This window comes from Burkholderia mayonis, assembly GCF_001523745.2.
Taxonomy (GTDB): Bacteria; Pseudomonadota; Gammaproteobacteria; order Burkholderiales; family Burkholderiaceae; genus Burkholderia; species Burkholderia mayonis.
Map to the genome: position 1 here is coordinate 1,382,673 of NZ_CP013386.1, position 13,711 is coordinate 1,396,383.

At 69.5% G+C, this 13,711-nt stretch carries 11 protein-coding genes; 6 read left to right on the forward strand and 5 right to left on the reverse strand.

What is annotated here, in order from left to right:
- Positions 1 to 18 precede the first annotated feature (18 nt).
- Together fdx and iscX are read left to right on the forward strand one after the other, a co-directional pair.
- The gene (gene fdx, locus WS70_RS06880) at positions 19 to 360 is read left to right on the forward strand and encodes an ISC system 2Fe-2S type ferredoxin (protein WP_010104990.1); all 342 of its coding nucleotides are present in this window, start codon (positions 19 to 21) and stop codon (positions 358 to 360) included.
- Between the two features lie 18 nt (positions 361 to 378).
- Positions 379 to 588, forward strand: coding sequence for a Fe-S cluster assembly protein IscX (iscX, locus tag WS70_RS06885; protein ID WP_059473727.1), 210 nt, complete (start codon positions 379 to 381; stop codon positions 586 to 588).
- 354 nt (positions 589 to 942) lie between these two features.
- Here the strand turns inward: iscX and WS70_RS06895 are convergent, their stop codons facing one another.
- From WS70_RS06895 to WS70_RS06930, 5 genes are all read right to left on the reverse strand, one after another.
- Positions 943 to 1,668, reverse strand: a complete 726-nt coding sequence (locus WS70_RS06895; RefSeq protein WP_059596599.1) for a glycine zipper 2TM domain-containing protein — start codon at positions 1,666 to 1,668, stop codon at positions 943 to 945.
- A 356-nt stretch (positions 1,669 to 2,024) separates the two neighbouring features.
- Complete coding sequence (gene lysS, locus WS70_RS06905; RefSeq protein ID WP_059473725.1) at positions 2,025 to 3,551, reverse strand: lysine--tRNA ligase; 1,527 nt, start codon at positions 3,549 to 3,551, stop codon at positions 2,025 to 2,027.
- Positions 3,552 to 3,637: 86 nt separating this feature from the next.
- Entirely contained in the window at positions 3,638 to 4,666 is a 1,029-nt protein-coding gene (gene prfB, locus WS70_RS06910) for a peptide chain release factor 2 (protein WP_108033910.1), read from the reverse strand.
- 543 nt (positions 4,667 to 5,209) lie between these two features.
- On the reverse strand, positions 5,210 to 6,904 hold the full coding sequence (gene recJ / locus WS70_RS06925; RefSeq protein ID WP_059596597.1) for a single-stranded-DNA-specific exonuclease RecJ: 1,695 nt from the start codon (positions 6,902 to 6,904) through the stop codon (positions 5,210 to 5,212).
- A gap of 14 nt (positions 6,905 to 6,918) precedes the next feature.
- Positions 6,919 to 7,995, reverse strand: a complete 1,077-nt coding sequence (locus tag WS70_RS06930; RefSeq protein ID WP_082722155.1) for a regulator — start codon at positions 7,993 to 7,995, stop codon at positions 6,919 to 6,921.
- 361 nt (positions 7,996 to 8,356) lie between these two features.
- On the opposite strand from WS70_RS06930, the gene WS70_RS06935 reads away from it, so the two are divergent.
- The 4 genes from WS70_RS06935 to WS70_RS06950 are packed head-to-tail and all read left to right on the forward strand — an operon-like array spanning position 8,357 to position 13,709.
- A complete protein-coding gene (locus WS70_RS06935; RefSeq protein ID WP_059473721.1) occupies positions 8,357 to 9,610 on the forward strand; it encodes a lipoprotein-releasing ABC transporter permease subunit in 1,254 nt (417 codons plus the stop codon).
- The gene (lolD, locus tag WS70_RS06940; RefSeq protein ID WP_059596596.1) at positions 9,603 to 10,352 is read left to right on the forward strand and encodes a lipoprotein-releasing ABC transporter ATP-binding protein LolD; all 750 of its coding nucleotides are present in this window, start codon (positions 9,603 to 9,605) and stop codon (positions 10,350 to 10,352) included. Before WS70_RS06935 ends, lolD begins: the two co-directional genes overlap by 8 nt.
- Before the next feature lie 4 nt (positions 10,353 to 10,356).
- Positions 10,357 to 11,145, forward strand: coding sequence for a TatD family hydrolase (locus WS70_RS06945; RefSeq protein WP_059473719.1), 789 nt, complete (start codon positions 10,357 to 10,359; stop codon positions 11,143 to 11,145).
- A 50-nt stretch (positions 11,146 to 11,195) separates the two neighbouring features.
- Positions 11,196 to 13,709 (forward strand): DNA internalization-related competence protein ComEC/Rec2, encoded by a 2,514-nt coding sequence (locus tag WS70_RS06950; RefSeq protein ID WP_059473718.1) that lies wholly within the window; start codon positions 11,196 to 11,198, stop codon positions 13,707 to 13,709.
- Positions 13,710 to 13,711 lie beyond the last annotated feature (2 nt).

Genomic DNA, 13,711 nt, shown 5'->3' on the forward strand with positions numbered 1-13,711 from the left:
TGAACGAACGGAACGAACATGCCTCAACTCGTAGTACTGCCGCACGTCGAATTGTGCCCGGACGGCGCGGTGATCGATGCCGTGCCCGGCAAGAGCATCTGCGACAACCTGCTCGACAACGGCGTCGAGATCGAGCACGCGTGCGAGAAGTCGTGCGCGTGCACGACGTGCCACGTGATCATTCGCGAAGGCTTCAACGACCTGGAACCGTCCGAGGAAGACGAGGACGACCTGCTCGACAAGGCGTGGGGCCTCGAGCCGACGTCGCGCCTGTCGTGCCAGGCGATCGTGAAGGAAGACGTGGATCTGGTGGTCGAGATTCCGAAGTACTCGATCAACCACGCGAAAGAAAATCACTGACGGCGAGGAGGTTCGACGATGAAATGGACCGATTCCCGCGAGATCGCGATCGCGCTCGCGGACAAGCATCCGGACGTCGATCCGCAGCGGATCAATTTTGTCGATCTGCGCCAGTGGGTGCTGGCGCTGGATGGTTTCGACGATGATCCGAAGCATTCGGGCGAGAAGATCCTCGAGGCGATCCAGGCGCACTGGATCGACGAATCGGACTTCGACGACGAAGACTGATGGACCGGGGCCGCGCCGATCGGTGTCGATTGTCGTCGATCGACGGGCGCGGCCGCTTGGCGGAGCGACGTGGCGCGGTCGCGCGCCGTGCGGGGATGGCGAGTGTTCGATAGCCGTGCGTGGGACCGATGTGCGCCGCAATCGATGGTGTCGCCCCGCAATCGGTCGCCTGACAGCGCAACGGCGCAACCAACCGGATCGCGACGGCGCCGCTTCGGCGAAATCTGCGGCGATCGCGTCAAGAAAAACGGCTCGTGAAGCGATCACGAGCCGTTTTTTTCATGGTCGGCCGATACTGTCGAGGCGGCCGACCAGCGGGCGTGCGACGCGCGGCCTCGACGCCGCGCGTTCGCGTCACGTGCCGACGAGCGAACCGTTCTCGACGCGCACGCGCTGGCCTTGGCCGAACGGCGGCGGGTTGTGGTATGTGAACGTACGCGTCGAGCCGTCCTGCATCTGCACCTGGACTTGATAGTCGGTTTCGCTGCGGACCTGTTTTTCGACTGCATTGCCGGCGAGGCCACCGCCCAACGCGCCGATGATCGTCATCGCGGTGCGGCCGTTGCCGTGACCGAACTGATTGCCAACGAGGCCGCCTGCGGCCGCGCCGCCGATCGCGCCGATCCCCGAGCTCGTGCCCGCCGTGCGCACCGGCACGATCGCGGCGACGGTGCCGCAGGTCGCGCAGTACGTCGATTGCTGCTGCTGTTGCGGATACGGCTGCTGCGCATATTGCGGCGGCTGCGGCGCGGTCGACGCGCGGCGATGATGAACCGGGCGCGGCGCGGGCTTCGGCGCCGCTTGTGCGACCGCCTGGCGTTCCGCGGCCTGCTGCTGCGCGGCTTGCGCGGCGAGCGCGGTGCTCGCCGCGGCGGCCGTGTCGACGGCCGGCTGCGACGCGATCAGTGCGGCCTGCGTCTGCGGGTTCTGCGCATCGGTGCTGCTCGCCTTCGGGAACAGGCCCGTGACGGCGGCCGTCGCGGCGAGGCTCGCGATGATGACGGCGCCTGCGGCCGTCGCGACGAGCGGATGGATGCGCTGACGTTGTTGCGTGGTGGTGTTCTGGTTCTGGTTGTCCATTTTCGACTCTCCGGTGTCGATCGGAGCGAGCGCTTTATCCGTTGCTCCGATCCCATGCAAAGCGTGCCGCACACGATCGTGCGTTATTTTCTGGAGCTAAGTGTCGATCAAACGCCGTGGGCACGCCGTTTCAAGTTGTAACGATTCGCTGCGGAAACTTGCGTGTGAAACACTGTCAAATGCCCGCTCGCGCAAGCGGCGCAAAGGAAGCGAAGAGACGGGGACGGAAGAGGGAGGCGGCGCGGCGGCCGGGATTTACGGGCGGTTACAAAGCGGGCGGGTTTGCCGCTGTCCGCCACCGTTTTCCGCCTCGGGGAAGCGGGCGAAAAACGGGCGGAAGACGGCCCGCGCGGGGATCAGTCCTCGCGGCGCAGGTGCGGGAACAGCAGCACGTCGCGGATCGTCGGGCTGTCGGTGAGCAGCATTACGAGACGGTCGATGCCGATCCCGCAGCCGCCTGTCGGAGGCATCCCGTATTCGAGCGCGCGGATGTAGTCGGCGTCGAAGAACATCGCTTCCTCGTCGCCCGCGTCCTTCTGCTCGACCTGCTTCTTGAAGCGCGCAGCCTGGTCTTCGGGATCGTTCAGCTCCGAGAAGCCGTTCGCGATCTCGCGGCCGGTGATGAAGAGCTCGAAGCGCTCGGTGATGCCCGGCACCGTGTCCGATTCGCGCGCGAGCGGCGACACTTCGATCGGGTAGTCGATGATGAAGGTCGGCTCCCACAGCTGCGGTTCTGCGGTTTCCTCGAAGAGCGCGAGCTGCAGCGCGCCGATGCCTGCGTTCAGGAACGCCGGCTGCGTGACGTCGACACCGAGGCGCTTCAGTTCGCTGCGCAAGTAAGCGTCGTCCGACAACTGGCCGTGCGTGTAGTTCGGCGCGAACTTCTGGATCGCCTGCGTGATCGTGAGCCGATGGAACGGCTTCGCGAGATCGAGCTCGCGGCCCTGGTACTGGATCGTCGCGGTGCCGAGCGCGTCGACGGCCGCCTGACGGATCAACTGCTCGGTGAAGTCCATCAGCCAGCGGTAGTCGGTATACGCGGCGTAGAACTCCATCATCGTGAATTCCGGGTTGTGGCGCGGCGACACGCCCTCGTTGCGGAAATTCCGGTTGATCTCGAACACGCGCTCGAAGCCGCCGACGATGAGGCGCTTCAGGTACAGCTCGGGCGCGATGCGCAGGAACATCTGCATGTCGAGCGCGTTGTGATGCGTGACGAACGGCTTCGCCGCCGCACCGCCCGGGATCGGGTGCAGCATCGGCGTCTCGACTTCCATGAAGTCGGCGTCGCCCATGAACTTGCGGATCGACGCGATCGCCTTCGTGCGCGCGCGGAACGTCGAGCGCGTCTCCGGCGTGACGATCAGGTCGACGTAGCGCTGGCGATAGCGCGTCTCCTGATCCGCGAGGCCGTGGAATTTGTCGGGCAGCGGGCGCAGCGCCTTCGACAGCAGCCGCAGCGCCGTGCACTTCACCGACAGCTCGCCCTTGTTCGTGCGGAACAGCACGCCGCGCGCGGCGATGATGTCGCCCAGGTCCCACTTCTTGAACGCGTCGTAGGTCTCGGCGCCGACGTCGGCCGGCGTCACGAAGAACTGGATTTGGCCCGAGCCGTCCTGCACCGTCGCGAAGCTCGCCTTGCCCATCACGCGCTTGAGCATCATCCGGCCGGCGATCGCGACTTCGAGGTGCTTCGCTTCGAGCGCTTCCTTGTCGGCGTCCGCGTATTCGTTCTGCAGATCGGCCGCATGGCGGGTCGGCTGGAAGTCGTTCGGATAGGCGATGCCTTGGTCGCGCAGCGCGCGCAGCTTGTCGCGGCGTTCCGCGACGATCTGGTTTTCGTCCGCTGCGACAGCGGCCTGCGGTTGGGTCGGTTCGGTCATGATGGTCGGGTTCGAGGGTAATGCGGCAGCGGGGCGCGGCGCCGATGCGGCCGGCGCGCGGGTCGGCCGCGCCCGCGCGGGGGCGCTTACACGCCCTGTTTGAGGCTCGCGCCGATGAAGTCGTCGAGGTCGCCGTCGAGGACGGCCTTCGTATTGCTCATTTCGACGTTCGTGCGCAGATCCTTCACGCGGCTCTGGTCGAGCACGTACGAGCGGATCTGGTGGCCCCAGCCCACGTCGGTCTTGCTCGATTCGAGCTTGTCCTGCTCGGCCTGGCGCTTGCGCAGCTCGGCTTCGTACAGGCGCGACTTCAGCATCGCCATCGCTTCCGCACGGTTGCGGTGCTGCGAGCGGTCGTTCTGGCACTGGACGACGATGCCCGTCGGCATGTGCGTGATCCGCACGGCCGAGTCGGTCTTGTTGATGTGCTGGCCGCCCGCGCCCGATGCGCGGTACGTGTCGATGCGCAGATCGGCCGGGTTGACCTCGACTTCGATCGAATCGTCGATTTCCGGATAGACGAACACCGACGAGAACGACGTGTGACGGCCGCCCGACGAATCGAACGGCGACTTGCGCACGAGGCGGTGAATGCCGGTTTCGGTGCGCAGATAGCCGTACGCGTATTCGCCCGAGACCTTGATCGTCGCGTTCTTGATGCCGGCGACGTCGCCGTCGGATTCTTCGAGCACTTCCGCCTTGAAGCCCTTGCGTTCGCAGTAGCGCAGGTACTGGCGCAGCAGCATCGACGCCCAGTCGCACGCCTCGGTGCCGCCGGCGCCGGCCTGGATGTCGATGAAGCAGTTGTTCGGATCGGCCGGGTTCGAGAACATCCGGCGGAATTCGATGTCGGCGACGCGCGCCTCGAGTTTCGCCGCGTCCTCTTCGGTCGCGAGAAGCGTGTCTTCGTCGCCTTCCTCGTGGGCGAGGTCGAACAGGTCCTGCGCGTCGCGCAGGTCGTTATCGAGCGCCGTGAGCGTCATGACGACGCCCTCGAGCGACTTCTTCTCGCGGCCGAGCGCCTGGGCGTTCTTCGAGTCGTTCCAGACGTTCGGGTCTTCGAGTTGCTTGTTGACTTCGGCTAGACGTGCAGACTTGACGTCGTAGTCAAAGATACCCCCGTAGCTCGCCCGCGCGCCGGCGCAGGTCCGCGAGGGAGCTTTCGATCGCGTTCAGACGTTCCGCTTCCATGATCTTGTTCGCTTTTGACGCTTCGTGAAAAAGAGAAATTATAGCCGATCGACGGCCTCGGCCGGTACGGCGCGGCGCAGGCGGCGGTGCGCGGCGCGGCGCGCGGGGGCCGCCGATTCGGTGCGCGGCGGGCGGGACGGCGATCGGAGTAGCGGCATTCGAGGCCATGCGCATGCGGCGCGGGACGGCTGCGCGCCGATCGTGCCGATCCGACTCGTCAGGAATCGGTGACGGATCTGCGTGCGGATGCGGGCGCGCGTGGCGGCATCGGGGACGATGCACGACTGGAGGCGAGCGGGGCGGGCGTCTTGATCGCACGGCGCGTCCGTATTCGAGGCGAAGCCGGGCGCGACGCCGCGCTGCAACGCGCCCGTCCCGCGGATCGCCGCGCTCGTCCCGTACGAGCGATCGCGCGAATCGATGTCGCTCGGTTCGGTTCGGCGCGTTCCGACGATCGGCGGCGCGCCCTACGCCGCGTGCTCGACGATCAGCTGCACGCGCGTCATGCCGTTCCACGTGTCGCTCGCGAGCCGGAACGCGACCGTCGCGCGCGCGGGCAGCGGCTCGGCGTGGTTGAACCAGATCGCGTTGAAGCGCTGGCGGCCGCGCATCAGTTGCAGTTTCAGGTGCTTGTCCTTGACGAGCGCCTGCGACGCTACATCGAATTCGCCCGAGAAGAGCGGCGCCGGAAAGCCCTGGCCCCAGACGGCCGAATCGAGCAGCTCGACGACCTGCGGCGTGAAATACGCGTCCTCGAGATCGCCGTCTGTCTCGATCACGCGCGCGAGCACATCGTCGGACAGCCGTTCGCGCGCGACCGCCTCGAACGCGGCGGCGAAGCGCGGCACGTTCTTGGTATCGAGCGTGACGCCCGCCGCCATCGCGTGGCCGCCGAACGTGACGATCAGATCGGGTTCGCGTTTCGAGATCAGGTCGATCGCGTCGCGCAAATGGAACCCGGGGATCGAGCGGCCCGAGCCCTTCACGCGCGCGCCGCTGTCGTCCGCGTGCGCGAACGTGAACGCCGGCCGGTGAAAGCGCTCCTTCAGCCGCCCCGCGACGATGCCGATCACGCCCTGGTGCCATTCGGGGTTGAAGAGCGTGATCGTCGCCGCTTCGGCCGGGTCGACCGACGCGAGATCGGCGAGCGCCTGCTGCTGCATGCCCGCCTCGATCTCGCGCCGCTCGCGGTTCATCGCGTCGAGCTGCTGGGCGAGCTCCCACGCGCGGCCGACGTCGTCGGTCGTCAGGCATTCGATCCCGAGCGACATGTCGGACAGGCGGCCTGCCGCGTTCAGGCGCGGGCCGAGGCCGAAGCCCAGATCGAAGCCGGATGCGCTGCGCGCTTCGCGCGCCGCCGCGCGAAAGAGCGCCGCGATGCCGGGCTGCATCCGGCCGTTGCGGATCCGCTGCAGGCCCTGCGCGACGAGCACGCGGTTGTTGCCGTCGAGGCGCACGACGTCGGCGACCGTGCCGAGCGCGACGAGGTCGAGGAGGCCGTCGAGCCGCGGCTCGGGACGCGCGTCGCCGAACGCGCCGCGCGCGCGCAGCTCGGCGCGCAGCGCGAGCAGCACGTAGAACATCACGCCGACGCCCGCGATGTGCTTGCTCGGAAACGCGCAGCCCGGCTGGTTCGGATTGACGATCGCGCGCGCGGCGGGCAGCGTGTCGCCGGGCAGGTGATGATCGGTGACGAGCACGTCGATGCCGCGGGCATTCGCGGCCGCGACGCCGTCGACGCTCGCGATCCCGTTGTCGACGGTGATCAGCAGATCGGGCTTGCGCGCGGCGGCGAGCTCGACGATCTCGGGCGTCAAGCCATAGCCGTACTCGAAGCGGTTCGGCACCAGGTAGTCGATCTTCGCGCCGAACATGCTCAGGCCGCGCACGGCGACCGCGCATGCGGTCGCGCCGTCGCAGTCGTAGTCGGCGACGACGAGCATCTTGCGGCCGGCCTCGAGCGCGTCCGCGAGCAGCGCGGCGGCGTCCGCGCAGCCTTTGAGCTGCGCGGGCGGCACGAGGCGCGACAGCGCGGTTTCGACGTCGGCGGGCGACGTGATCCCGCGCGCCGCATAGAGGCGGGCGAGCACGGGATGCAGTCCGTGGCGGGCGAGCGCGTCGAGCGCGGCGGGGGCGGGCGAGCGGGTGACGATGTGGGTCATGCGAAGCGGTTGCGTTATTCGAGCAGGGAGGCGAGCGTGCGGCGGCGCCAGAATTTGCGCAGATCGCCGCGCGTCGCGGCGAGCGTCGCGGTGCTCGTATCGCCGCAGAGCGTGAGCGCGAGCTCGCCGACGCGGCCTCGCGCGAGCGCGTCGAGCGCGGGTGCGAACCAGTCGCGCTCGAGCGCGGCGAGCGCGTCGTGCCAGCGCGCCCAGTCCTGCTCGATGAACGGCGTCGTCAGCGCGTCGAGCTCGACGAGCGTCGTGTCGCTCGATTGCGCCGCGGCGCCGGCGGCGAGCGCATCGAATGCGGCGGGTGGCTCTCCCGCGGCCGAACCCGCCGCAAGCGCGAGCCCGCGTGCGCCGGGCGAGCGCGACAACACGCGCGCGAACGGGCTCGTCACCGGCTTCATCGCGCCTTGCGCGTGGAACCAGATCGAATTGACGGCAGGATAGCCGCGCGCTTCGCGCGCCTCGTTGACGGGGTGCTGGAACCACGCCATCTGCACTTCGTTCTGCAGCTTCATCCAGGCGCGCGAGCGTTCGCCCGTCTGCGTCTCGTGCGGCAGCCAGATCTCGATGTTGCGTCCGCTCGCGCGCAGCGGCGCGGCGCCCGCGAGTCCGGCGAGCTGCGGGCTCGACAGATACCAGCGCGATGCCCGCGGCGCCTGCAGCTTCACGCCGAGCTCCTCGATCAGCGGGCGCGCCGTGTCGAGGAGCGCGGCGGCTTCGTCGTCGCCGATCTCGAGCGACGCGGGATCGATCAGCACGAGGTGATCAGTCGCGATCCGCACGTGCACGGGCTCGACGCACGCCCATGTGTCGTCGCCCGGCGTGCCGCCGTCGGCGATGAGCATGTACGGCGCGAGCGGCGCGTCGTCGGCGTCGGCGGGAATCGCGCCGAACTGGCGCGCGAGCCAGCGTTCGTTTGGCAGCGTGCGCTGGAAATCTTCGCCGACCGTGCGTTCGACGAGGCGCGCGCGAGCGAGAAGCTTGTCGAGCGCGGGGCTGTCGAGCGTGTGGAGGGAGGACGCGGCGTCGGCGACCGACGGCAGCGCGAAAGGCACGAGGAAGTGAAGACGTTGGGCACGCATGATGGTGCGCATTGTAGGCCAAACGGCAAGGCCGGTCGCCGATGCCGCGCCGTACGTCGCGTGCGCGGCGCGCGTAACTCCGTTGGTAAAATTGCGGATCGGCGCAGCGCACGCGTCGCTTGTCGGCGCACGCTGCCCGCGGCGAAGGCGCACCCGCGAGTATCGGTCGACGCCGCATCGATCGCGCCTGACGTGGCGGATTCGATCGAATCCGCCACGTCGCCGCCGGCCGGCCTGATCCGGAGCGTTTTCAGGGTCGGTTAAGCATTGTGTGGCACACTGCGCGCGTGACCGGGCAGGCCCGGTTCCTGCGCGCGGATTCGCGCGGCGCGCGGCGTCCCAACCAGCAGAAAGGATACGCTTGAAACTTCCGTACGAATGGCAGATCGGCTGGCGCTACACGCGCGCCGGCAAACGCACGACCGGCAACGGCTTCATCTCCTTCATCGCGCTCGTGTCGATGCTCGGGATCGCGCTCGGCGTCGCGGCGCTCATCGTCGTGCTGTCCGTGATGAACGGCTTCCAGAAAGAAGTGCGCGACCGGATGCTGTCGGTGCTCGCGCACGTCGAGGTCTTTTCGCCGACGGGCTCGATGCCCGACTGGCAACTGACCGCGAAGGAGGCGCGCCTGAATCCGTCCGTGATCGGCGCGGCGCCCTACGTCGACGCGCAGGCGCTACTCACGCGCCAGGACGCGGTGAGCGGCGTGATGCTGCGCGGCGTCGAGCCGTCGCTCGAGCCGCAGGTGTCCGACATCGGCAAGGACATGAAGGCGGGCGCGCTCACGGCGCTCGCGCCCGGCCAGTTCGGGATCGTGCTCGGCGACGCGCTCGCGGGCAATCTCGGCGTGGGCGTCGGCGACAAGGTCACGCTCGTCGCGCCGGAAGGCACGATCACGCCGGCCGGGATGATGCCGCGCCTCAAGCAGTTCACGGTCGTCGGCCTCTTCGAATCCGGCCATTACGAATACGACAGCTCGCTCGCGATGATCGACATCCAGGACGCGCAGGCGCTCTTCCGGCTGCCCGCGCCGACGGGCGTGCGGCTGCGCCTCACGGACATGCAGAAGGCGCCGCAGGTTGCGCGCGAGCTCGCGCACACGCTGTCGGGCGACTTGTACATCCGCGATTGGACGCAGCAGAACAAGACGTGGTTCTCCGCGGTGCAGATCGAGAAGCGGATGATGTTCATCATCCTGACGCTCATCATCGCGGTCGCGGCGTTCAATCTCGTGTCGTCGCTCGTGATGACCGTGACGAACAAGCAGGCGGACATCGCGATCCTGCGCACGCTCGGCGCGCAGCCGGGCTCGATCATGAAGATCTTCGTCGTGCAGGGCGTGACGATCGGCTTCGCCGGCACCGCGACGGGCGTCGCGCTCGGCTGCCTGATCGCGTGGAGCATCCCGTGGCTCATCCCGATGATCGAGCATGCGTTCGGCGTGCAGTTCCTGCCGCCGTCGGTGTACTTCATCAGCGAGCTGCCGTCCGAGCTCGTGCCGGGCGATGTGATCAAGATTGGCGTGATCGCGTTCGCGCTGTCCGCGCTCGCGACGCTCTATCCGAGTTGGCGCGGCGCGAAGGTGCGCCCCGCGGAGGCGCTGCGCTATGAATGACCGGGTCTTCGAACAGACGATGAATCAGAACTATCAGGATGGCGCCGCGCGCGAGTGCGTGCTCGAGGCGCACGGAATCACGAAGACGTTCGTGCAGGGCGGCTTCAACGTGCAGGTGCTCGACAACGCTGAGGTGTCGGTGCGGCGCGGCGAGAAGCTTGCGATCGTCGGCGCGTCGGGCTCGGGCAAGAGCACGCTCCTGCACGTGCTGGGCGGCCTCGACGAGCCGAGCGCCGGACAGGTGTCGCTGCTCGGCAAGCCGTTTACGCAACTCGCCGAGCGCGAGCGCAACGACCTGCGCAACCGCGCGCTCGGCTTCGTCTATCAGTTTCACCATCTGCTGCCCGAGTTCACGGCGCTCGACAACGTCGCGATGCCGCTGCGGATCCGCCGGATGTCGACCGAGGACGCGCGCCATCGCGCGCGCGCGATGCTCGAGGAGGTGGGGCTCGGCGCACGCGCGAAGCACCGGCCGGGCGAGCTGTCGGGCGGCGAGCGGCAGCGCGTCGCGATCGCGCGCGCGCTCGTCACGAAGCCGGCGTGCGTGCTCGCCGACGAGCCGACCGGCAACCTCGACGGCTCGACTGCGGATCACGTGTTCCACCTGATGCTCGAATTGTCGAGGACGCTCGACACGAGCTTCGTGATCGTCACGCACGATCCCGATCTCGCCGCGCGCTGCGACCGCATCCTGCGGCTGCGCGACGGCGTGCTGCACGAGGAGCCGGCCGTGCCGGTGTGACGCGATGTGGATCGACACGCACTGCCATCTCGACGCGGCCGAGTTCGACGCCGATCGCGGGGCCGTTGCCGATGCGGCGCGGGCGGCGGGCGTGTCGCGGATCGTGATCCCGAGTGTCGGGCGCGTGAATTTCGCGACGGTGCGCGAGCTCGCGCACGCGACGGAGGGTGCGGTGTACGCGCTCGGCATTCATCCGATGTACACGCCGCATGCGCGCGACGAGGATCTCGACCGGCTGCGGATGGAGGTCGAGGCGAGCCTCGACGATCCGCGTTTCGTCGGCATCGGCGAGATCGGCCTCGACTACTTCGTGCCGGGGCTCGACGAGAACCGGCAGCAAGGCTTCTATGATGCGCAGCTGCGGCTCGCGCGCGATTTCGATCTGCCGGTCGTGTGCCACGTGCGCAAGTCGCAGGATCGCGTGCTGGCCGGGCTGCGGCGCGCGGGCGTGCGGCGCGGCATCGCGCACGCGTTCAACGGCAGCTTCCAGCAGGCCGATGCGTATCTCGCGCAAGGGCTCAAGCTCGGCTTCGGCGGCAACGTGACGTTCGGCCGCGCGCTGCAGATCAGGCGGCTCGCCGGGCAATTGCCGCTCGACGCGCTCGTGGTCGAGACCGACGCCCCGGACATTCCGCCCGAATGGCGCTACAGGCAGCGCAACACGCCCGACCAGGTGCCGCTCATCGGCGCGGCGATCGCCGCGCTGCGCGGCATCGACGTCGCCCGACTCTCGCTATCCACTTCGGCTAACGCGCTCGCCGCGCTGCCGCGTCTCGCGCTTTCGTCCGCATAATCGACCCGTGACCAGGCGCGCGCCCAGGCGGCGCGAAACACGGAGGCGCGATGCGGGCGATGTGCGGCGCGTTCGCGCTCGGCGTCGTCGCGCTGCAGCAGCAGGCGGCGCTGCCGGGTGCGGCGGCATGGGCGGGCGGCGGGCTCGCGTTCGGCTTGTGCGTATGGCTTGCGGCCGCGCTGCGCGGCGACGCGCGTGCGCGCATGCAGCGGGCCGGTTTCTGCGCGTGCTGTTGCGCCGCGGCGCTCGCGGGCTTCGGCTACGCGGCGGCGCATGCGCAGTGGCGCCTGAGCGATGCGCTGCCCGAGCCGTGGCAAGGGCGTGACATCGTCGTGACGGGCGCGGTGCGCGGGCTGCCGTCGCGCGACGCGAACGGCGTGCGCTTCCTGTTCGACGTCGACGACAACGATGCGGGCATCGTCCGGTTTCCCGCGACGCTGTCGCTCGCCTGGTACGCATTCAGGCGCACGGCGCCGCCGCCCGAGCTCGTGCCGGGCGACCGATGGCGGCTGCGCGTGCGTCTGAAACGCCCGCACGGCAACGCGAACTTCGGCGTGCGCGACGCGGAGGCGGCATGGCTCGCGCGCGGCATCCGGGCGCTCGGCTACGTGTCCGCGCCGCACGATGCGCAGCGGCTGACGGGCGGGGCGCCCGGCATCGCCGCCGCGATCGACCGGCTGCGTGCGCGGCTGCGCGGCCGGATCGTCGACGTGCTCGGCGACGCTGCGCATCGCGGGATCGTCGTCGCGCTCGCGATCGGCGCGCAGGGCGACATCGGCGACGACGACTGGCGCATCCTGCGCGACACCGGCACGAGCCACCTGGTCGCGATCTCCGGGCTGCACGTCGGGATGGTCGGCGGCTTGTGCGCGTGGCTCGCGGGCAGATTCTGGCGGCGCTCGGGCTACGTCGGGCGGAACTGGCCGCTCGTCTTGCCCGCGCAGAAGATCGCGGCGATCGGTGCGATCATTGGCAGCGCCGGCTACGCGGCGCTCGCCGGCTTCAACGTGCCCGCGCAGCGTGCGTGGTGGATGCTCGCCGCCGCGGGCGTCGCGTATCTGAGCGGGCGTTCGCTCGCGCCATCGTCGGTGCTGGCGGCGGCGCTCGGCTGCGTGCTGCTCGTCGATCCGTGGGCAGTGACGGCGCCGGGATTCTGGCTGTCGTTCGGCGCGGTCGCGGCGATCCTGTTCGTGTCGTCGGGGCGAAGTGCCGCGCGCGATGCGCGTGAGGCGGACGATGGACGCGCGGGGCGCGGCGCAATCGACGGCAGCGACGGCGTGCCGCCGTCGCACGCCGCGCGGTTGCGCACGGTTTTCGCGCGGGCGACGAGGCGGCTCGCCCGGCGTGTGCGCGATGCTGCGCGCGCGCAGTACGCGGTGACGATCGCGCTTGCACCGCTCACCGTGCTGTGGTTCGCGCAGATTCCGCTCGCGGGGCCGCTCGCGAACGCGTTCGCGATCCCCTGGGTCGGCTCGCTCGTCACGCCGACGGTGCTCGCCGGCGTCGTGCTGCCCGCGCCGCTCGACGCTTTCGCCTTCGCGTTCGCACATGCGCTCGTCGCGACCATGATGCGGCTCCTCGAAGCGACGGCCGGCGCGGGGCGCACGGTCTGGATGTTGCCGGTGCCTGGCAGCCTCGCGCTCGCGACGGCGGCGGCGGGCGTCGTCTGGGCGCTGACGCCGCGCGGCTGGCCGCTGCGCCACGCGGCGCCGCTTGCCTGGCTGCCGCTCCTCGCGCCGGCGTCGCATGCGCCGCCCGAAGGCGCGTTCCGGCTGACGGCGCTCGACGTCGGGCAGGGCTCCGCCGTGCTGATCGAGACCGCGCGGCACGCGCTGCTGTTCGATGCGGGCCCGGGGCCCGAGGCGTCGAACGCGGGCGAGCGGATCGTCGTGCCGTTCCTGCGCGCGCAGGGCGTGCGCGCGCTCGACGCGCTCGTTGTGAGCCACGCGGACTCGGACCACGCGGGCGGCGCGCCCGCCGTGCTCGAATCGGTCACGGTCGCGCAGATGACGGGCGGCCTGCCGCCTTCGAATCGCCTCTGGCGCGTCGCGCGCGCGGCGGGCGTGACGGACGCGCTGCCGTGCGCCGCGGGGCAGCGCTGGCGCTGGGACGGCGTCGAATTCACGACGCTCTGGCCCGACGGCGGCCCACGGGCGGGCGGTGCGACGAACGCGCAGTCATGCGTGCTGCGCGTGTCGGCGGGCGAGCGCGCGGCGCTCCTGACGGGCGACGTCGACGCACGCTCCGAGCGCACGCTCGTCGCCGGATCGCGCGAGGCGCTCGCCGCGCAGGTGCTCGTCGTCCCGCATCACGGCAGCCGCACGTCGTCGACCGAACCTTTCCTCGATTCGGTCGAGCCGCGCATTGCCATATTTCAGGTAGGCTACGCGAATAGGTTCCAGCATCCGCATCCGACCGTCTGGGCGCGCTATGTCGGGCGCGGTATCGAGCTGCCTCGCACCGACCGCGACGGCGCAGTGCGCATCGACGTGACGTCGAACGGCGCGGCCCCAGTGCCGATCCGATACCGGGACGCGCGCCGGCGCTACTGGATGGGCTGGTGATG

Excerpts from the sequence above, each read along its gene's own strand:
- fdx (WP_010104990.1), top strand. The coding sequence starts at position 19 with ATGCCTCAACTCGTAGTACTGCCGCACGTCGAATTGTGCCCGGACGGC.
- iscX (WP_059473727.1), top strand. The coding sequence starts at position 379 with ATGAAATGGACCGATTCCCGCGAGATCGCGATCGCGCTCGCGGACAAG.
- WS70_RS06895 (WP_059596599.1), bottom strand. The coding sequence starts at position 1,668 with ATGGACAACCAGAACCAGAACACCACCACGCAACAACGTCAGCGCATC.
- lysS (WP_059473725.1), bottom strand. The coding sequence starts at position 3,551 with ATGACCGAACCGACCCAACCGCAGGCCGCTGTCGCAGCGGACGAAAAC.
- recJ (WP_059596597.1), bottom strand. The coding sequence starts at position 6,904 with ATGACCCACATCGTCACCCGCTCGCCCGCCCCCGCCGCGCTCGACGCG.
- WS70_RS06930 (WP_082722155.1), bottom strand. The coding sequence starts at position 7,995 with ATGCGTGCCCAACGTCTTCACTTCCTCGTGCCTTTCGCGCTGCCGTCG.
- lolD (WP_059596596.1), top strand. The coding sequence starts at position 9,603 with ATGAATGACCGGGTCTTCGAACAGACGATGAATCAGAACTATCAGGAT.
- WS70_RS06945 (WP_059473719.1), top strand. The coding sequence starts at position 10,357 with ATGTGGATCGACACGCACTGCCATCTCGACGCGGCCGAGTTCGACGCC.
- WS70_RS06950 (WP_059473718.1), top strand. The coding sequence starts at position 11,196 with ATGCGGGCGATGTGCGGCGCGTTCGCGCTCGGCGTCGTCGCGCTGCAG.